The organism is Dictyobacter aurantiacus (genome assembly GCF_003967515.1).
GTDB lineage: Bacteria > Chloroflexota > Ktedonobacteria > Ktedonobacterales > Ktedonobacteraceae > Dictyobacter > Dictyobacter aurantiacus.
Genome location: NZ_BIFQ01000001.1, coordinates 1,308,031 through 1,328,359 on the forward strand (window position 1 = coordinate 1,308,031; position 20,329 = coordinate 1,328,359).

16 protein-coding genes and 1 pseudogene are annotated in these 20,329 nt (G+C 52.5%); 7 read left to right on the plus strand and 10 right to left on the minus strand.

Annotated elements, in window-relative coordinates:
* Window positions 1-58: 58 nt before the first annotated feature.
* The 5 genes and pseudogenes from uppS to rpsB all read right to left on the minus strand — a co-directional run.
* Window positions 59-847 (minus strand): polyprenyl diphosphate synthase, encoded by a 789-nt coding sequence (gene uppS, locus KTT_RS05305; protein ID WP_126594992.1) that lies wholly within the window; start codon window positions 845-847, stop codon window positions 59-61.
* Between the two features lie 2 nt (window positions 848-849).
* Entirely contained in the window at window positions 850-1,407 is a 558-nt protein-coding gene (frr, locus tag KTT_RS05310; RefSeq protein ID WP_126594993.1) for a ribosome recycling factor, read from the minus strand.
* A gap of 117 nt (window positions 1,408-1,524) precedes the next feature.
* Window positions 1,525-2,259 carry a UMP kinase gene (pyrH, locus tag KTT_RS05315; RefSeq protein WP_126594994.1) on the minus strand — a complete coding sequence of 245 codons (735 nt, stop codon included), beginning with the start codon at window positions 2,257-2,259 and terminating at the stop codon, window positions 1,525-1,527.
* A 148-nt stretch (window positions 2,260-2,407) separates the two neighbouring features.
* The gene (gene tsf, locus KTT_RS05320) at window positions 2,408-3,004 is read right to left on the minus strand and encodes an elongation factor Ts (RefSeq protein WP_126594995.1); all 597 of its coding nucleotides are present in this window, start codon (window positions 3,002-3,004) and stop codon (window positions 2,408-2,410) included.
* A 394-nt stretch (window positions 3,005-3,398) separates the two neighbouring features.
* Window positions 3,399-4,100, minus strand: a pseudogene (gene rpsB, locus KTT_RS05325) (30S ribosomal protein S2); the annotation flags it as partial.
* Between the two features lie 646 nt (window positions 4,101-4,746).
* On the opposite strand from rpsB, the gene KTT_RS05330 reads away from it, so the two are divergent.
* The 3 genes from KTT_RS05330 to KTT_RS05340 all read left to right on the plus strand — a co-directional run bounded on the left by KTT_RS05330 (window position 4,747) and on the right by KTT_RS05340 (window position 6,992).
* Window positions 4,747-5,478 carry a response regulator gene (locus KTT_RS05330; protein WP_126594996.1) on the plus strand — a complete coding sequence of 244 codons (732 nt, stop codon included), beginning with the start codon at window positions 4,747-4,749 and terminating at the stop codon, window positions 5,476-5,478.
* Window positions 5,479-5,559: 81 nt separating this feature from the next.
* Entirely contained in the window at window positions 5,560-6,327 is a 768-nt protein-coding gene (locus tag KTT_RS05335) for a Crp/Fnr family transcriptional regulator (protein ID WP_160145653.1), read from the plus strand.
* A complete protein-coding gene (locus KTT_RS05340) occupies window positions 6,327-6,992 on the plus strand; it encodes an ABC transporter ATP-binding protein (protein WP_126594998.1) in 666 nt (221 codons plus the stop codon). Before KTT_RS05335 ends, KTT_RS05340 begins: the two co-directional genes overlap by 1 nt.
* A 67-nt stretch (window positions 6,993-7,059) precedes the next feature.
* On the opposite strand, the gene dxs is transcribed toward KTT_RS05340, so the two are convergent.
* Window positions 7,060-8,997 carry a 1-deoxy-D-xylulose-5-phosphate synthase gene (dxs, locus tag KTT_RS05345; RefSeq protein WP_126594999.1) on the minus strand — a complete coding sequence of 646 codons (1,938 nt, stop codon included), beginning with the start codon at window positions 8,995-8,997 and terminating at the stop codon, window positions 7,060-7,062.
* A gap of 425 nt (window positions 8,998-9,422) precedes the next feature.
* Between dxs and KTT_RS36040 the strand changes: the two genes are divergently transcribed.
* Window positions 9,423-9,926: a hypothetical protein gene (locus KTT_RS36040; protein WP_160145654.1), complete on the plus strand. Its 504-nt coding sequence runs from the start codon at window positions 9,423-9,425 to the stop codon at window positions 9,924-9,926.
* A gap of 86 nt (window positions 9,927-10,012) precedes the next feature.
* Here the strand turns inward: KTT_RS36040 and KTT_RS05350 are convergent, their stop codons facing one another.
* A complete protein-coding gene (locus KTT_RS05350) occupies window positions 10,013-11,260 on the minus strand; it encodes a Glu/Leu/Phe/Val family dehydrogenase (RefSeq protein ID WP_126595000.1) in 1,248 nt (415 codons plus the stop codon).
* A gap of 81 nt (window positions 11,261-11,341) precedes the next feature.
* A complete protein-coding gene (gene gatB / locus KTT_RS05355; RefSeq protein WP_174844779.1) occupies window positions 11,342-12,829 on the minus strand; it encodes an Asp-tRNA(Asn)/Glu-tRNA(Gln) amidotransferase subunit GatB in 1,488 nt (495 codons plus the stop codon).
* A gap of 545 nt (window positions 12,830-13,374) precedes the next feature.
* On the opposite strand from gatB, the gene KTT_RS05360 reads away from it, so the two are divergent.
* Both KTT_RS05360 and KTT_RS05365 read left to right on the plus strand, forming a co-directional pair.
* Window positions 13,375-13,959 carry a GTP-binding protein gene (locus tag KTT_RS05360; protein WP_126595001.1) on the plus strand — a complete coding sequence of 195 codons (585 nt, stop codon included), beginning with the start codon at window positions 13,375-13,377 and terminating at the stop codon, window positions 13,957-13,959.
* A gap of 597 nt (window positions 13,960-14,556) precedes the next feature.
* Window positions 14,557-15,246, plus strand: a complete 690-nt coding sequence (locus tag KTT_RS05365) for a LuxR C-terminal-related transcriptional regulator (RefSeq protein ID WP_126595002.1) — start codon at window positions 14,557-14,559, stop codon at window positions 15,244-15,246.
* A gap of 149 nt (window positions 15,247-15,395) precedes the next feature.
* On the opposite strand, the gene KTT_RS05370 is transcribed toward KTT_RS05365, so the two are convergent.
* Window positions 15,396-15,917 carry a hypothetical protein gene (locus tag KTT_RS05370; RefSeq protein ID WP_126595003.1) on the minus strand — a complete coding sequence of 174 codons (522 nt, stop codon included), beginning with the start codon at window positions 15,915-15,917 and terminating at the stop codon, window positions 15,396-15,398.
* Window positions 15,918-16,141: 224 nt separating this feature from the next.
* Between KTT_RS05370 and glgP the strand changes: the two genes are divergently transcribed.
* Window positions 16,142-18,661 (plus strand): alpha-glucan family phosphorylase, encoded by a 2,520-nt coding sequence (gene glgP, locus KTT_RS05375; RefSeq protein WP_162511801.1) that lies wholly within the window; start codon window positions 16,142-16,144, stop codon window positions 18,659-18,661.
* Window positions 18,662-19,004: 343 nt separating this feature from the next.
* On the opposite strand, the gene KTT_RS05380 is transcribed toward glgP, so the two are convergent.
* Entirely contained in the window at window positions 19,005-20,219 is a 1,215-nt protein-coding gene (locus tag KTT_RS05380; protein ID WP_126594464.1) for an IS110 family RNA-guided transposase, read from the minus strand.
* Window positions 20,220-20,329: the final 110 nt, after the last annotated feature.

Below are 20,329 nucleotides of genomic sequence, written 5' to 3' on the forward strand. Positions count from 1 at the left end.
AGAGAATACGTAGAGCAAATTCCTGGTTGGTGGTCTCTACGTATTCTATCACCGTTCCTTACTTGGAGGGAACGTCTAAGCGACCGAAGCGACGCTTGCGCTGGTTAAAGCTCTCCAGAGCCGCCATCAAATCTTCGTGCCCAAAATCAGGCCAGAGAGTCGGGGTCGCATAGTATTCGCTGTAGGCTGATTGCCAGAGCAAGAAATTGCTCACCCGCATTTCACCCGCGGTACGTATTACCATGTCGGGATCGGGCAGATCGCGGGTATATAAATAAGAACTAATCAATTCTTCAGTAATCATCTCAGGGTCGCGACCATCGGCGATAATCTGCCTGATCGCATCCACCAGTTCAGCGCGTCCCCCATAATTGAAGCAAACATTCAGTCCAATGCGTGTATTATCCTTTGTCAATTCAATCGACTCGTGCACCGCCTGCTGAATGTCAGGAGACAGATCGTACAGCCGACCAAGATGGCGCAAACGAACCCCATCACGGTGGAGTTTTTCTAAATCCGAGCGAATGGTTTCCCAGAAGAGACGCATCAAGCCGTCAACTTCACTTTGTGGGCGTCCCCAGTTCTCGGTAGAAAAGGCATACACACTGAGCATCTCGATATTTTCGTCTGCAGCACACTCAACAACACGTCGGAGTGCGGTTACGCCCGCTTTATGTCCTGCCAGACGCGGCAAATGCCGTTTATTGGCCCAGCGCCCATTGCCATCCATGATGATGGCAATGTGGCGGACCGGCTGTTTTTGCTGCTCAGATGCGACAAGGGACGTCTGCGCTAAATTCTTCTCTTTCCCCTTTATGGATGAAAAGAGCTGTTGCATCTTGGTCAAAGTTAGACCTCCAGGATCTCCAGTTCCTTTGATTTCCCAATCTTGTCCATCTCATCGATGTAGCGATCGGTGAGCTTCTGCAGCTTATCGACGCTACGCTTCAGCTCGTCTTCGGAAACTTCTTTCTTCTTTTCGCGGTCGCGCATCTTATCCTGTACATCACGGCGAATGTTGCGGATAGCGACCTTGTGCTCATCAGATTTTTTATGTAAGGTCTTTACCAGGTCTCGACGACGCTCCTCACTCATAGGAGGAATGATCAAACGAATAACCTGCCCATCATTGTTCGGGTTAATACCCAGATCCGATTTTTGAATCGCTTTCTCGATATCAACCAGCATCTGTTTGTCCCATGGTTGAATCACCAGGAGACGAGCCTCTGGAACAGAGACAGAAGCCACCTGATTGATAGGCGTTGGTGCGCCATAATAGTCAACTGTGATGCGATCAATTAAGGCAGCGCTCGCCCGACCGGCGCGAATAGCATTGAGGTCCTGCTTTAAAGCCTCAATCGCCTTTTGCATACGTCGCTCTGCATCCCCAAGTAAATCTGCTGTCATTGCATACTCCCTTTGTCTCTAGGCACAACATGCACCTCAAAAACGGAACGTGATAAGCGATATCACCGTCTCGTAGGTGCCGGGCTTGCCCCGGCTTATACCGGCTTTGCCCCACCGTTAGACCGGTTCTTTCACGTCAGTAGAGACCAGTGTACCACACTTTTCTCCATGCATAATGGCTTCCAGTGCTCCAGGTTGATGCAAATTGAAAACCATGATCGGCATGTTATTATCTTTACATAAAGATAATGCGGTACTATCCATAACCTTTAACCCCATGTTTAATGCTTGCATGTAGCTCAGGTCGGAGAACCGGCGAGCTTGCGGGTTACGCATCGGGTCATCGTCATAGATCCCATCCACTTTGGTCGCTTTGAGCAGCACTTGCGCATTCAATTCGACAGCACGCAATGCAGCAGCAGTATCGGTGGTAAAGAACGGATTGCCACTACCAGCCGCCAGGATCACCACACGCCCCTTTTCCAGGTGGCGTACCGCGCGACGACGGATAAATGGTTCGGCCACCGGAGGCATTTCGATCGCGGTCTGAACCCGTGTAGTGATGCCGACCTTTTCCATCGCATCCTGCATGACCAGTGAGTTCATGACAGTGGCCAGCATACCTACATAGTCTGCGGTACCGCGATCAATACCGGTCGCGGCAGCATCGGCGCCACGCCACATATTTCCGCCTCCAATAACCATGGCGATCTCTACACCCAGTTCATGGACACGCTTGACCTCGCCGGCGATTCGCCGTACCGTCTCGGCATCAATTCCTGATCCCTGAGCTCCAAGCGCTTCACCACTCAACTTGAGCAGAATACGCCGATATTTTGTCTCAACTGACATCTTTACCGTTCTCCCTTGTGCGCGACCGTGAGGGACGCCTCTTCGTTTGTTATTACAATCCACATGGGATATTCCTCCTCCTTCACTGCGACGAAACAGAAGGAATATCCAATCCGGGCCTGGCCCGAAGGAGGGTAGTCAGGAAAAACTACTCACCCAGAGCAAAGCGGCTAAAGCGGCGGACAATGATGTTCTCTCCGGTCTCAGCAATCACTTTACGCACAAGGTCACCAACCGTTACTGACTCATCTTTTACCCAGGGCTGCATCATCAGAACCTGAGTGCCGAACTCTTTTTTGAGCTTGCCATTGAGGACCTCTTCGCGGCGTGCCTCGGGGACACGAGCCATGGAGGGGTCTTCGGCGAATTTCTGACGCGCGGCCTCGATCACCTCGGCCGGCACATCTTCATAATTAACGTACTGGGGAGCAACGCCCACAATCTGCAGGGCCAGGTCGTTGGCCAGATTGCGGAAACTTTCGCTGCGGGCCACGAAGTCCGTGCTACAGTTGAGCTCAATCAAGACACCAACACGATTGTTGTGGTGCACATACGAGAAGACGCCACCCTCTTTGGTCTCGCGACCAGCGGTAACCATCTTTTCAGCTTTTTTGTCGCGGCGCGCTTCCAGATATTTGACCGCGTCACCCCAGCTTTTCGCCTCGGCAAGAGCGTTTTTGCAATCCGCGAAGGTCGCGCCCGTCTCTTCACGCAACTTTTTGACGTCTGTAGCTGCGAATTCCATAACGTTGGTTTCTCCTCAATCTTTATGTATGATACTCAGATCTCGATAGCAGTACAACAACTGCTGTCCATCTTTTTTGGACTCTGAGTGCTTGACAAATGGAAAATGTAGTGATCACACGCTCAAATCGTGTGTTAAAAGGTAGAATATATTACACAAAAAGGCGGGAGTCAAAGGCGCGTATGCCCCTTTTCTCCCACCGAAACAATTCGTTTGGTTTTGACTAATGAGCCTCTTTGGAAACCAGTTCTGGCTCAGCAGCCGGGGCAGCAGCCTCGGCCTCAGCAGGTGCCTCGGCAGCCGGTGTCTCGGCAGCAGCCGGGGCTGGAGCGACCTCAGGCTCGGCGGCAACGACGGGGGCTGGCTCTGTAGCAGCCTCGACCGGTGTTTCGCTCTCACCGGGCTCGACGTCTTTCTGCTGGGCCTCAAGCTCGCGACGACCCTCGACGGCCGCGTCGGCGATTTTCGCACACAACAGGCGAACCGCGCGAATGGCGTCGTCGTTAGCCGGGATGGGATAGTCCATCTCATCGGGATCGCAGTTGGTGTCCGCCAGGGCGATGATAGGAATTTCCAGGCGGCGCGCCTCCATTACTGCGGTGCGCTCTTTGCGGGTATCGATAATAAAGATAGCGTTGGGCAAGCGGCGCATATCTTTGATGCCACCCAGGATACGCTCCAGACGCACGATCTCATCCTGCATGTGCTGGACCTCTTTTTTGGGCAGGCGCTCAAAGTCGCCACGGTCGCGGCGCTCTTCAAGACTACGCAGATAGGTAATACGAGACTGAATGGTTTTGAAGTTGGTCAGCATACCACCAAGCCAGCGCTGATTGACGTAGAACATGCCGCAGCGCTTGGCCTCTTCGGCCACGGCTTCCTGGGCCTGTTTCTTGGTGCCAACAAACAACAGGGTTCCACCATCGGCAACCAGCTGCTCAACGAACTTGTAGGCGTCATTCAGACGCGTCACCGTCTGCTGGAGATCGATGATATGAATGCCGTTGCGGTCCATGAAGATAAACTGCTGCATCTTCGGATTCCAACGGCGAGTCTGGTGACCAAAATGCACACCAGCTTCCAGCAACTGTTTCATGGAAATGATATTAGCCAAAAACGGACCTCCCTTGATCCTCCGCTCTCACTGTACGGCGTCAGGGTCCCCTAAGGTGTATTTGCTTGTTCCAAACATCAGTCGAAGTTATGGACCCCAGGGTCAGCGCTATTTCAGAGAGCGTGTGTACTTAATTGTGTGTCTGAGCAGGCGGGCAGTCCTCGCCCACTTCGACTGTGAAGTATAGCACAGAGCTTCTATGGACGCAAGAAATTTGACCACATCTCCTCGTAACGGCAAAAATAGAGTATAATGTGAAAAAATGCTTCTTACTTTGTTTTTATGTATTTTTATGCCTCTTCAGAGAATAGGGTAAAAAATGGGGGTGGATGATGCGCAGAACAATTTATTATTACCGGGTACGTTTAATTGCGGATGCCTTACCATCTTGCTCCTGCGTCTTTTTTCTTGCTCGTATGCCTACTCCAGCCCCTCCCCTCCTTTTTCACCGCATCCACGCTACTAGAGGGCTACCACGCAAAATTCTTCTCATAAAAATAGGTGAACACCGTCCGCTTCTTGAATTCGGGCGTATAGTATAAAGTGAGAGTACACATTTCTAGCTAATGGTAATGTGGCACTCGTACCATTTTCAGGGGTTGCAGATGTAGAAAGGGATTGAAAACAGATGGTAAATGTTCTTATCGTTGATGATCATTCGTTGATGCGCCGCGCGGTACGCGAAGTGATTGAAAAAGAGCCGGGGATGTGTGTGGTCGCCGAGGCCTGTAACGGGCATGAGGCCGAGGTGCAGGCAGCTGAGACACAGCCTGATGTGGTGCTGATGGATGTCGATATGCCCGATTGCACTGGATTTGAAGCAACGGAACGCGTGCTGGCCTGTTCTCCCCACTCACGAGTAGTGATTTTTACCTCCTTTCATCAGGAACAGTTACTCTTTCAGGCGATCCAAAAAGGGGCCATGGGCTATATTACCAAGGATATCGAGCCGGATGCACTGATCCACGCGATCCACTGCGCCGCGCGCAATGATCTTTGTATTCCCGGTGCGCTCGCGACCCAGATACTTACCTACCTGCGCTCTTCCTGGAAGATGCACGCTGGCTACGGCGGCATGCTCTCTTCCTCCATTTCCTATCGTACCCCACGTCGTACCGCCCATATCACCGTCAGTGGCGAATCAGGCTTGAGCGATACGACCAGCACTATGCCTCGCCCTTTGACCGATCGTGAAAAGCAGATACTTGATCTGATGCGCAAGGGTCGCAAAAATCGCGAGATCGCCCTGGAGCTATCGATTGCCGAGTCTACAGTGCATAAACACGTGCAAAATATCTTTGAGAAGTTGCACGCCCGTAATCGTACAGAGGCGATCTATCTGACCAGTGTTGAAGGCTAAGCATTATCATACGCATATGCTACAATGGATAGTGTTCATTATGAAAAAGAAGAGATGTCACTATCATACAGGACAATATACGTGCGAGAAAAACGAACGAGCCATCCCGGAATGGTACGCCTCCAGCCAGATCAGGCGGAGGAAAAAATCTCATTCCTGGCTCAGGTAGCCATTTTTCAACATTTCAGTGCACAGGACCTCAACGCAATTGAACAGAGCCTTACTTCGTTACCTTGCTCACCGGGACGCATGCTCTATCGTCCCGGTGACGTTAACAATACGCTCTTCTTCGTGAAGAGTGGACGCATCCAGCTCTATCATCTTTCTACTGATGGCAGAAAACTCATTACCGATACGCTAGAAGCGGGCGCCTGTTTTGGTGAGCAGGCGCTGTGTAGCCCCAATATCGCTACCAGCTTCGCTGAAGCGGTCAATGCCACCACCCTCTACCTGCTCAATAAAGTTGATCTCAACCACCTGCTGCAACAGCATAGCGGGGTCGCGGGGGCGCTCCTGCAGCTAATGGGACAACGCCTGACCGGTCTTGAGAACCAGCTGGTCAATACCACTTTCAAAAGTGTGACCGCTCGCCTGGCGGATCTTTTGCTCCAACTGGCGACAGAACAGGAGAGGGAGGTCAATGGGTTAGCCGTCAATGGCTTCAGCCATGAAGAGCTGGCCGATCGCCTGGGCGTATACCGGGAAACAGTTAGTACTGCACTGCGAGAGTTAAAAGATGCGCACGCCATCCAGTTAGGACGAAAACATATTGTGATCCACCAACCTGATCTGCTCGCACAGCTGGCTCAGACGAATAGCAAATCAGGATTACATAGACGAGAACATTGATGGTTATCAAAGCACAGCATGTCACAAAAATGTACCACAGTGGGCAGCTGCGGGTGAAGGCTTTAAACGATGTGTCACTGGAGATAGCACAGGGCGAGATGGTCGCGATCATGGGGCCCAGCGGCTGTGGAAAAACAACCCTGCTCAACTGCCTGTCAGGATTGGATACGATCGATGGGGGCGATATCTATATTCGGGGCGATAACCTGCGCGACCTCAGCGAACGGGAACGCACGACCTATCGCGCGCAGCATATGGGCTTTATTTTTCAGGACTTTAATCTGTTGCCGGTACTCTCAGCCGTAGAAAATGTGGAGTTACCACTGCTGGTTACGCGCGTTCCCAGCCAGAAAGCCAGGCGACGCGCGCTGGAGATGCTTGATATCGTCGGCCTGAGCGAACGAGCACGCCATCGGCCTGCTGAGCTCTCCGGCGGCCAGCGCCAGCGCGTCACCATCGCGCGCGCCCTGGTCAACAATCCCGCCCTGGTCTGGGCTGACGAGCCTACGGGAAATCTGGATAGCTCAACCGCTGGCGACATTATGCATCTGCTGCTCCAGCTCAACCGCGAACATCAGCAGACCTTCGTCATCGTTACCCACGACCCAAACATCGGCGAACAGGCCCATCGTATCATCTCCATGCGCGACGGCCAGGTCGTCTAACCAGAAACAGAGAAGATGATGCCCCCATGCGCGACCGCGCATGGGGGCATCATCTTTACTGACGGCGTTATTTGGCCAGGGTGCGATTCGTGGTGCTCAGCTGGGCACGCACAACATCTTTAATGTGCGCCGAGGAGAGACCATACAGCTCTTTCAGGATGGTCAGAGCGCCATGCTCGACAAATTTGTCTGGCAGGCCAATAACCCGTACATCCACTTCGCTGAGTCCTTCACGCTCCAACAGCTCCAGGACGGCGCTGCCGAAGCCAGCGGACACCACATGATCTTCGATCGTGACCAGACGACCGGTCGCCTTCGCCAGGCGCACAATCATCTCTTCATCCAGAGGTTTGGCCCAGCGCGCGTTGACGACGGCGACATGGATGCCCTCGTCAGCCAGTTCTTTGGCCGCCAGTTCAGCCTGCGCCACGGTCGCGCCGTAGGCCAGCAGCACCGTCTGCTGGTGCTCCGCCGCCTCCACGGTCTCGGGGCTCAACAATTCAGCCTTGCCGACTTCCAGCTTATGAAATTCTTTGCTCATAGGCACGCCCAGAGCCTTGCCACGGGGATAGCGCAGGGCCACCGGGCCATCCAGGTAGATAGCGGTATAGAGCATGTGCCGGAGCTCTTCTTCGTCTTTGGGCGCCATCACTTTCATGCCAGGGATCATACGCGAGAAGGCAATGTCAAACACGCCGTGCTGCGTCTGCCCATCTTCACCCACCAGTCCAGCACGGTCCATGGCAAAGACGACATGCAGATTCTGTACCGCGATATCATGGATAATCTGGTCGATGGCACGCTGCATGAAGGTCGAATAAATGGCGGCAACGGGAATCATACCACCAACAGCCAGACCACCGGCAAAGGTGACTGCGTGCTGCTCGGCGATACCAACATCAAAGTAGCGCTCGGGGAAGCGCTGGTGCAGCTTCTTCAGCCCGGTACCCTCTTCCATTGCCGCCGTAATACCAACCACTTTGGGGTCTTTCTCGGCGATGGCGACCAGGGCATTGGCGAACACTTCGGTATACGATGGGGGATCACCCGCGTTCTTCTTGATGACGCCGGTCGTATAATCATAGGCACCAGGGCCATGCCACTTGGTGGAATCGCCCTCGGCGACTTCCCAGCCCTTACCCTTCTTGGTCACCATCTGCACAATAATGGGACCTTCTACCTTTTTCACATTCTCGAATACATCCAGCATCGTTTCCAGATCATGACCGTCAAAGGGGCCAAAGAACTTGAAACCCAGCTCTTCGAAGATGGCGCCACTCTTACTATGCATCATAAAATGTTTAAAACTGGTTTCAGCACGTCCGGCGGCCTCACGAGCCTTATCACCTACAACCGGCAGGCGCTCGATCGATCCTTTGGCCATCTCACGCAAGCGTTGATAGCTGGGCGAGGTCTGCATGCGACGCACATTTCCAAGATATTGCGAGATTGCTCCAACATTATCAGAGATGGACTTATCATTGTCATTGAGCACAATAATGAGATTTTTCTTCAGGCTACCAGCATTATTAATAGCCTCTAATGCCATACCACCCGTCAGCGATCCATCCCCAATGATCGCCACTACTTTATGCGTCCCACCCTGTAGATCACGCGCCGCCGCGATACCAAGAGCAGCGGAGATCGATGTACTTGCATGGCTCGCGCCAAAGACATCGAAATCACTCTCATCTCGACGGAGATAGCCAGAAAGCCCTCCAAATTGACGAATAGTATGGAAGCGATCACGACGGCCCGTCAAAAGCTTATGCACATACGCCTGATGGCCAATATCCCAGACGAGCTGATCATTGGGAGTATCGAAGACATAGTGAAGCGCCATCGTTAGTTCAACAACGCCCAGATTTGGAGCCAGGTGACCACCTCGTACCGATACCTTCTCGATGATCTCGCGCCGAATCTCCTTCGCCAAAAGCTCCATCTGCGGAACCGACAGGGCACGCAGCTGCTCTGGGCCATTAATCGTCTCTAGAATGCTTGTCAATGGTTTCCTCCAACTTACTAGACACCGGCTCCCCCATTGTATACGTCGGCAACAAGCGACCAGTAAATATTCCTATCGAAGTGGTTAGATACCACTATCATGAAGATGCATAAAAGTGAGTTAAAGGGTGTATTCTCAAGTACCTTTCACAATATTATAGATATGTTCGCTGGCAGTAGCAAACGCTTCAGCCCTGAAAATTCATGCACGTAAGGTCTTGACAAGGCTTGGACCAGCCTCTGGGGCCGTTTTATACCCTATAAAGTGCACCTTGACAGTATTCTTCTTTCTTTTTATTATGAACCCATATGGTACCACTCACAATTTGGAAGCGGCATTTCCAGACTGAGTGACGTCTTGAAAACACAAAGGAAGGCAGGAGCGGTCCCTCATTCTTAAAAATGGGGAGAGGAACCGCGCATCTTATGACAAGAAAAGATAGCGAAAAAGATTCGGAAAGGCCACATTACTATTCCCAGTTCTGGCTTGATGTAGCTGCGGGCCGCCACGTGATTGGTGCCCCCAAACCTGAAGATGGTGAAGCAGCCGAAGAGGCCCCTGAGCCAACTCCACAGCGGCGGGGTCGCTTTACCGACGCCAGCGATGGGCAGGTTGTCCATCCCGTCGCCGAGCCAGTACGCTCCTCACAGTCATTCGCCGAACCTGAGGCGGAAGAGGATACCCTGGAAGCCAGCGACCAGGATGAGGAGTTTGACTATCAGGATGATCAGGTTGAGGAGGCCGACGTCCCCGATATGGATCTGGACTCTGAGGCAGACGAAGAGGAGGAATTCTTCGAGGACGAAGAGGAGGATGAAGAGGACGACGATATGAATTGGGGCCGTGGCCGCAAGAAGCCAAAGCCCTCGCGCGCATCCAAATTGCCGCCAAAAAAACCTGGCAAGCGGGATACGCGCCGCTCATATTAAGCCCCGTAGTCTCGTTTAAAAGTCTGACAGCGACTGCAAAAAACTTTGCAGTCGCTTTTTTGTTGCAGTCCACTCTCCCGAAAGATTTAAGGATAGATGCCCCGTACCAGGGTAGCCTCAGCCACCCGCGAGATGGCCAGCATGTTCGCCCCCAGGCGTAAATCGCAGTGATACTCTTCCGCTTTGTTGGCAACGGCGTCAAAGGCTTTATTCATGATGACTTCCAGGCGGTGGGTAATGTCTGCATCATCCCAGAACAGGCTCTGCAGATCCTGTACCCATTCAAAGTAGCTGACTGTGACGCCTCCAGCATTGGCCAGAATATCGGGAATAACCAGGCAGCCTTTGTTAAAGAGGATCGCGTCGGCCTCTGGAGTGGTGGGGCCGTTAGCGGCTTCCGCCAAGATACGCGCCTGGATCTTCTCCGCGTTATGCTCGGTAATCTGGCCTTCGGTGGCCGCGGGGATCAGGATATCACAGGGCACTTCAAGAACATCGGTGGAACTGATGCTCTGCCCGTGGGGATACGTTGCTACGGTGCCGTGCTCTAGTTTGTGGCGCTGAACCAGCGCTGGGTCCAGGCCCTCCTCGTTATACAGGCCACCGCTGGTATCGCTGAAGGCGACGATCTTACAGCCCTCGCTGTGGAACAGGCGCGCGGCCACGCTGCCCGCGTTGCCAAATCCCTGGATACTAACACGCGCTCCGCGCAGGGGCATCCCGATGCGCCGGGCGGCGCGACGCGTGACAAAGAGAACACCGGTCGCGGTGGCGTCGTTGCGGCCCTCGCTACCGCCGATAGAGAGAGGTTTGCCGGTAACGACGGCAGGAACAGAAAAACCTTCGTGCATGGAATAAGTATCCATCATCCAGGCCATAACCTGAGAATTCGTATTGATATCTGGAGCTGGAATATCGCTATGAGGACCAATGATGATAGAAATTTCAGTGGTGAAACGGCGCGTCATGCGCTCTAGCTCACCGGCGGTCATATTTCTGGGATCACAGATGACGCCGCCTTTGGCGCCTCCATAGGGAATCCCAACTACTGCGCACTTCCAGGTCATCCACATGGCCAGGGCCTTTACCTCGTCCAGCGTGACATCCGGGCCATAGCGAATGCCGCCTTTGGCGGGACCGCGATTGACGTTGTGTTGGACGCGATAACCGGTGAGGGTTTTGATGCGGCCGCTATCGAGCCGTAACGGAAAATTGACAACCAACTCGCGTTTTGGCTTGCGCAAAATCTCGCGCATATCTTCCGAGAGTCCTAGCTTATCGGCGGCCCGCTCAAATTGCTGAACTGCCATCTCATAAGGGTTAAACTGCTGCATGATATCTCCTTTGATGCAAAACGTCATTGTCCTGGCTTCAATGGCATGCGTCCCTGACCATGTTGGATGGCGCAGGGGATATTACCCCTGCGGTTCTTCTAGTTTCTTTTGTAAGAGAGGCCTTACAACATCGATTTTTGCCTGGCCACGTGTCTGTTTCATCACCTGGCCAATCAAGCTTTGAATGGCGTTCACTTTACCGTTACGATAGTCGGCTACAGGCTTTGGATTGTTCGCAATGACTTCATCGATAATACGTTCCAGCGTTCCAAGATCACTGATCGGAGGCTTGATCCCCTTACGCTCGACGATGGCGTCGGGCATCTCTCCGGTGGCAAAAGCTTCATCCAGAATATCTTTCGCCTGTTTACCAGTAATACGTTCCTGGTCAAGCAAATCTAACAGATTCGCCACAGCAGCTGGTGTTAAGCGTGTATCCTGCACGGAGATAGAACTGGCCTTCAGCAGACGAACAACCTCACTCAGAACCCAGTTGCTGGCAACTTTAGCCCGGGCCTGGCGGTTTTTCGCCGGGGAGGCGGAGACGACCTGCTCGAAGTAGTCGCCGAGCGCTTTGTCCTCGGTCAAGACGTTGGCATCTTGCGCCGAGATACCATATTCTTTGACGTAGCGGGCACGGCGCTCATCAGGCAGTTCGGAGAGCTGACCGCGAATCTCTTCTACTACAGAGCGACTGATAATCAATGGCGGCAGATCGGGCTCTGGAAAGTAGCGATAGTCGTCGGCCTTCTCTTTGACGCGCTGCGTCACGGTGATCCCTTTGGTCTCGATCCATCCTCGGGTCTCCTGGCGAATGGTACCTCCGTTGCGGATCACTTCGATCTGGCGCTTCGCCTCATATTCCAGGGCGCGCTCAACCGAGCGAAAGCTGTTCATGTTTTTGATCTCGGTCTTCACGCCCAGCTTTTGCTCGCCACGAGGACGCACCGAAACGTTGGCATCGCAGCGCAGACTCCCCTCTTCCATACGACCGGATGATACGCCAATGTAGATCAGGATTTCACGCAACTTCTGCATATAGAGACGCGCTTCCTCTGGAGAACGCATGTCTGGCTCGCTCACGATCTCCATCAATGGGGTGCCAGCGCGGTTAATATCGATCAGCGTATACCCCTGCCGGTGTAGCGAGCGGGCCGTATCCTCTTCCAGGTGCACACGGGTAATGCCAATGCGGCGCTCCTGCCCATTGTGCTCAATCGTTAGATAACCATTGCTGCTGAGCGGAATATCATATTGCGAAATCTGATAGCCCTTCATCAGGTCAGGATAATGGTAACTTTTGCGGTCAAACTTTGAATATTCGGGGATTGAACAATTCAAAGCCAGCGCGGTCATAATGGTGTACTGGACCGCCTTCTGATTGATGACCGGCAACACACCGGGCATTCCCATACACACCGGGCACACATGGGTATTAGGGGCCGCGTTCGCATAGTTGGTACTGCAAGAGCAGAACATCTTGCTCTTCGTCAGCAGCTGCGAATGCACCTCAAGTCCGATAACGACCTCAAAATCTGTATCGATCGGAGTATATGCAGTTGTCGTCATGTGCGTATTCTCACTTTATTTCTATCGTATAACTATGTCTAAAGCAGAGCAGCCTCAATTTGTCGTAAGTCTAGTCCTTTATCCTTCTCTCGTCAATGGCAAAGCACGGCTACTGCTACCGCGTTCAAAAAACCAGAGGTATCGTCATTTATTTTAGCACAGTGCTCATACACCTTACGAAATGCGGATATCATGGCGAAAGGTAGGAGATATTGGCTAATTTAACAGGACTAATTTGCTGATTTCATACGTTTGCTGATAATAATAAACATTCGCCTTCTTGTAACGGCTCACAACGAAACCGATGGATTTTTGTTTATTAGCATCCAGAGAATCTATGTGGCCAGAAAAAAATGGAAGAGCCAGATTAAGGGGCGGTGGCAGCCTGATAAGACCAGGTTAATGGGGATGATGCAGCACAAAACGCTGTTGCAGCTACCTTGAGAATAATGTATACTGTCCCAGGAAAGAAGTGGCATAGTTTAAATTTTACAGGCGTGCAGGTAGACGCGCATATATAGAGAGCGGGCAGGAGAGCGTTACGTATGTCTCTAATCAATATGGCGAAACGCGAGATTAATTGTAAAATTGTCTATTATGGAATTGGTCTTTGCGGCAAAACGACAAATTTACATTATATACACCAGGCAGTGAATCCACATGACGTTGGAGAGATGGTTTCAATCGATACCGAAACAGAGCGTACATTATACTTCGATCTGCTGCCACTAGAACTGGGAAAGATTCACGGCTTTAACATTCGCTTTCAACTCTATACCGTTCCTGGACAGATCCTTTACCAGCAGACACGTATTTCAGTGCTCAAGGGAGCCGATTGCGTTATTTTCGTCGCCGATTCACAGGCCAGCAAGCTGCAAGAGAATATAGAATGCTGGAATGAGCTCCAGGAGCAGCTACGCCGCATGAATAAAGATACGGCCAATTTCCCCCTGGTTATGCAATGGAACAAGCGCGACCTGCAGGATACGCTACCGGTATCGGTCTTAGAAAAATACCTGAATCCCTATCGTGTACCCAGCTTTGAAGCGGTCGCGGTAACCGGTAAAGGGGTTATCGAGAGCTTGCGAGTGGGTATTAATTCGACGCTACGCAAACTTGAACGCATCTAGATTTATTCATTTCAGTACAGAGGAGCGCTCCTGGTGGAGCGCTTTTTTTATCTGCCGGCATGGGGGCGTCACGCCCCCTATCTTTTTTTTAATTTATGGAGTGTGCAAAACATGCGCGAAAGCGCATGTTTTGCACACTCCATAAATTTGCCGTGGCTCTCCTCAGCCGATACTTAACCTCTATAAATTTCGGGCGGCCGCGTGCGGTCGCCCGAAAGAAAACCCCTCCCTTCTCATCATCATGGGAAACATCCCCACCAAAAAACAGTAGCCATGCTGCTTAACTACACTATCACTTGAAATACAAGATAAGCGGGACTTGACACAACCTAATACAATCAGGGTGTACCTGAAAGTACTAAAAGAAGGCCAGCGCTACGGGGTAGAAACTCCTAGAAAGGTCCATAAAATGGCCTGCCATCTTATAGACGCTCACAACATTAGTGTGTATAATGGGGCAAAGTCACAAGGTCTACCGACCCTTGATATTGCAAGGGGCGTCCACTTCTTATCTTGGGAGTTCAATTAGACAGAAAAGAGTGCAGGCAGTGCTGCATGGGCCTTTGCGCTGTCCGTTCTCTTCTATGAAGGGAATACATGGAAACGATACGTGTCATCATTATTGATGAGCAGCCACTCTTCCGTGAGGGTATCCGCGCTACTCTGCAGAAAATGGGGGACTGCGAAATTGTTGGAGAGTCGACGGATGCAGCTGACGTACTCGAAATAGCTCGTACGTGCAACCCCGATGTAGCCCTCATCGACGCTGGACTGACGGCCTCCGATCCATTGGAGATTGCCCGGCAGATGCGACATTCATCACCACGCCTGGCAATCATCGTTCTCACTCCATCAGAAGATGAAGAGCGCTTATTTCAGTCTATTAAGGTCGGTGCCGCCGCCTATACGACACGCAATATTACCGCCGACGAGTTAATGGATACCGTTCGCAAGGTAAGCCATGGCGAGTATCTGATTCGCGATGATGTGCTTGCCAAGCCACAACTGGCCAGCCGCGTCCTCAAGTCTTTCCGCGAATTAACAGTGGAGGAGGAAGAGAGCGAGCAGAAAGATCTCTATTCCCCACTTTCCAGTCGCGAGGTCGAGATTCTCGACTATATCGCACGCGGCAATAGCAATAAAGAGATTGCCAAGTCTCTGAAAATCAGTGATCAGACGGTGAAGAACCACATCACCTCGATCCTGAAAAAACTATCTGTCAATGACCGTACCGCTGCGGTTGTGCATGCTCTGCGCCATGGGTGGATTAAAATGCATGAAGAATAGCCATGGCGTTTCCACCCGGGAACGGTATCACTATCTCTCATGCATAAGCCAGACCACATAAACAGGCGCCGGCGCGTTCACCTTCACAGTCCAAAAAACTGGCACACCAATACCACATCGATAATTACATATAGGTGGTGCCAGCTTTTTTATGCCCATACGGCCAGGGCGAGCTGCCCGGTCTGGGCATTGATAAAAAGATAGAGATCTTGCGGCGGCTGGGTGGTCAGGGCAACATTGGTGGAAGGCTGGGGCACTTGCTGATACCAGATAAGCCAGGTGGGCAGGTTGGTGAGAGAGGAGTGATTCTGATGGTTGGCTGCGGCTGGATACGTCAGCAAGACATAATAGGCGTCGATTTTTTTAGCGCTCGCGGCCGCGGCCGGTTCGGCCTGCGCAGCCAGTTGGAGCGCCTGCAGCTGGCTGATCGGTGGGGTATCATTGGGCGTGTTCAGCGTGACGCCCGCGCTCATAAGCGGCGCTGATTGCAAGAGCGAAGCCGGCACGGGCGTAGTAGCCGCGTCCACCATGGACCAGCGGGAAATCACCGGCACGGACACGGGATGGAATAAGAAAAGCCAGAGTAGCCAGAACAGGCCAACGCCAAGAAGCAAGCCGCCAATAAAACGACCTCGTCCTTCCAGGCGTACAAGAACAGGCTTCCTTACCACGGCATTCCTCTCCTTCTCACTGACTCCAGTCTTTCTCAGTATATGCCAAATACTGGCGAAAAACAACTGAGCGACGTTGCCCGAGCTTCTGAAAAAAGATATACTGATACCAGGAATTGAGACCTTAAAGCAAGCAATCTAAATCAGTAACATAAACAAAGAGAAGCTACGAAAGGAAATGAAAACGAGTGAAAGTTTACGGTCGCATAACGGTTTTTCCAATTATGCCCGCTCGTATAAACCGTTTATATGAACTAGCATATAATGTCTGGTGGAGCTGGCATCCCGAGGCGCGCGCGCTCTATAGCTCGCTCGATCCAGCGCTGTGGGAACAGGTAAGCCACAATCCGGTGCACTTCCTCAGCCAGCTACAGCCGCAGACGCTGGAACGGGCTGCGCAGGATAGTGAATACCTGGAGCGTTATGATAGCGTCATTCGAGATTTCGACCACTATATCCATCCCCAACCCAGTGAAACGTGGTTCTCGACTACCTATCCTGAGCTGACGAACAAAACCATCGCTTATTTTTCGGCTGAATTCGGGCTCCACGAGTCCTTACCCATCTATTCAGGTGGCCTGGGAATCCTGTCCGGTGACCACTGCAAAGAGGCCAGCGATCTCGGCCTGCCGTTTGTGGGTGTTGGATTTCTGTACCCACAGGGATATTTTACGCAACAGGTCAATCGTTCGGGCATCCAGGAAGCCTCATACGATAAGCTTCATTTCTCAGAGGTACCAGCCGTTCCGGCCATTGGACCCGATGGCAATGAGGTCGTTATTAGCGTGGAACTGCCCGGTCGCCGCATTTATGCCAAAGTGTGGAAGCTGATGGTTGGTCGGGTGCCACTCTATCTGATGGATACCGACATTCAACCTAATGCACCGGCCGATCGTGAGCTGTCGGCTCGCCTGTATGGTGGTGATAATGAGATGCGCATCTCACAGGAGATTGTGCTTGGCATTGGCGGTGTTCGTGCCCTGCGTGCCCTGGGCATCAATCCATCCGCCTGGCATCTCAATGAAGGACACGCGGCCTTCCTCAGCCTTGAGCGCTGCCGCGAACTGGTTGCCGCCGGCCTGAGTTTCAACGAGGCGCGTGAAGTCATCAAAACGAACTCGCTCTTTACCACCCACACGCCAGTTCCCGCTGGTAACGATGCCTTTAGCTTTGACCTCATCGATAAATACTTTAATACTTACTGGGGGCAGCTCGGTCTGTCTCGTGAGCAGTTCCTGGATATCGCGCGCGAGGACAAGAGCTGGGGGCCCAGCTTTGGCATGACGGTCCTGGCTCTGAAGTTGACGGGCCACCACAATGGCGTAAGCGCGCTACATGGAGACGTCTCACGCAAGATGTGGCAGTTCCTCTGGCCGGGCCTGGACAAATCAGAGGTTCCCATCGGCTCTATTACCAATGGCATCCATACCTTCTCCTGGATCGCCCCGGAGCTCAATGAGCTCTATGGCCGCTTCCTGGATCCCGATTGGGGCAAGTATGTTGATGACCAGGCGTTCTGGGATAGCCATATTCAAAATATTCCCGACCGGGAGTTATGGAAGGCCCATCATCAACGCAAGCTAGCGCTGGCCGAGTATACAACCAGGCGTCTGCAACAGCAGCATCTGCGCCTGGGAGAAGGCGACCGTCAGCTGGCAGAATTTGAGGGGATGCTCAATCCCAATGCCTTGATTCTGGGCTTCGCGCGCCGCTTCGCGACCTATAAACGCGCTACCCTGATCTTCCGTAACCTGGACAGGCTGCGCCGCATCCTGAACGATCCTGAACGCCCGGTTCAGATTGTATTCGCCGGTAAGGCACACCCGGCCGATGAGCCTGGCAAAGCCCTGATCGAGTACATTTATAAGATGTCACGCAGCGAGGAGTTCAAGGGTAAGATCATTTTCCTGGAAAATTACGATATCGATATGGCTCGCTACCTGGTCTCGGGCACCGATGTCTGGCTGAATAATCCCATTCGGCCATACGAAGCCAGCGGTACCAGTGGACAGAAGGCCGCCCTCAATGGACAGCCCAACTGTAGTATCCTGGATGGCTGGTGGGCCGAGGGCTATAATGGCAAGAATGGCTGGGCCATTGGCGAAGAACGCGATTATCATGATCAGGAAGCGCAGGCGGAGGACGACAGCAACTCGCTCTACCAGATTCTCGAGAATGAGATTATCCCAACCTTCTTTGAGCAGGATAGCAATGGCGTTCCTCACCAGTGGATGAGCTATATGAAGGAAGCAATCCGCACCTGCGCGCCACAGTTCAGCATGCGTCGTATGGTTAAAGACTATACGAATACCTACTATGTGCCTGAGATCCGCCATAACATCCAGATTGAAGAAAACCACTATGAGCAGGAACGCCAGCTGGCTGATTGGAAGGAGCGGGTCAGTCGCGCCTGGAGCAGCCTGGAGCTTTATGTGGATGGACGCCGTGAGGGCCAGCTTAGTCTGGGTGAGAGCCTGGATGTGCACGCCTGGGTGCGGGTCAATGAACTGGATCCCAACGATCTGCGCGTCGAACTGGTCTACGGTGAAACGCAGGAGGAAGTGGCGATCCCGACCCACGCACTCCCTATGCAGTACGTCAAAAGTGAAAACGATGGTTCCTACCGCTATGATATCCAGCTCAAACCTGATGAGAGCGGTAGCATTGCCTATAATATCCGCGTCATCCCCTCTCATCCTTCATTAACCGATAAATATGAGATGGGGTTGATCCGCTGGGCCTAACAACGCCTTCTCTCACTTAATTGGGGTAGGTGCAACATAACAGGTGGGTGCCGACGCACCCACCTGTTATGTTGCACCTACCCCAATCCATCATTCTTTAGGCGCTAGAAAAAAGATCCTCTATGTCAAGTCTAAAAAGCGCATCAAGAAAAGCTGAAAGGGGGAAATGAAACTGGGGAAACAAGGACTGCCTTCAACTGAGCATGAAGGAGCATATCATGCCGCAGCGCGGTGTCAAGCCGCTTCACTTTCCTTGACACCGCGCTGCTTGCATGATCAGAAGAAGACATGCTCAGCTGAAGGCAAAAAAACAGGCGGTTTTGCCTTTCAAAGATGGCCCTTTCTATGCGGCTCTGGGAGCATGAGCCAGCTTCGCGGACTGAAAGATGGCAGCGTCATAGCACTCGTGCTTGCTCCAGAGCGCAAAGAGGATTCTCACCCACAGATTAGAAAGGGCACGAACGGCTTCCGTATGGCTTTTCCCTTCACTTCGTTTACGCAGATAGTAATCCCTCGCCCAGGGTTCTTGTTGGGTACTTTGCCACGCAAACTGGTGCAAGGCATTGCGCAGAGGTTTACTACAGGCATAACGGCGGTGGGCTTTCGCGTAGGTTCCACTCTGAAAGATGACGGGCGAGGTTCCAGCCAACGCCTGCAAATTGCTCGCTCGCAGGTAGCGGCTTCTCTCATCCCCAATCTCCGCCAACAGTCGAGGGGCGAGCCGTTTTCCAGCACGGGGCAAACTGCTGAAAATCGGACTGTCAGCGTGGGTCAAAAAAAGGTCTTCAATCACCTTATCATATTCGGCGATCTCTTCCACCAGCGGCAGCAGTTGCTTGACTTGGACCAACATCAGGCGGGACTTGGTCCGCGTTGTAATCGCATCAGCGGTCAAATGGGATTGATGCAGCCTCTGGAAGATCAAGGGCGCTGCCTTTGTCGGATTGGTATGCCTTCCCTGGCGCAATGTGACCTCAATCTCTTGTACCGAGGCCCCCATAGCCGCTTGCGGAGTCGGATAGGTTTGCAAAAACATCAGCGTCGAATGCTGCTGAAGCTTGGCAAACAACTGCAAAGCCACTGGATAGTATGCTTTGAGGCAAGCTGTCAACTGGTTTACCAGTCGGGTCTGGCTCTGAATCAAGCTATCTTGATCGCGGGTCAATGCTTTCAATTCAGCAATGATGTCGCTATCAGGTTTCAAGCGCCGCAAGTCCACCAGTTCAGCCCGTCCATGTTTCGCCAACAGGTAGGCATCAAGCGCGTCCGTCTTTACCCCAGAAGCTGGCCGCCGACGATCAACCGTTTTGGGATGAACTGGATACACGTGCCAACCTGCTTCCAGCAGCGCAGTGATCAGCAGCCCACGAGATGTTTCGATGATGCAAGCCATCTGGTCTCGATCATCTGGGCCAGTAATATCTTCCAAGAAGGCATTCAGGTGATGCAAGCCTTCAGGCGTATGGTTGACGCGCAACGATCCAACTTGGCGGCCAGCATCGTCAATGACCAACACATCGTGGTGAGCGTTCGCCCAATCAATACCAGCATACCACATAGCAAACTCCCTTCTCGAAGAGAACTGTTCCTGGGTCAGCGTGTTCTTATACTGCGGTGCTCAATGAAGGCACGATCCTCTAATGGACGCTCCATCCAGGAACAGCAGGA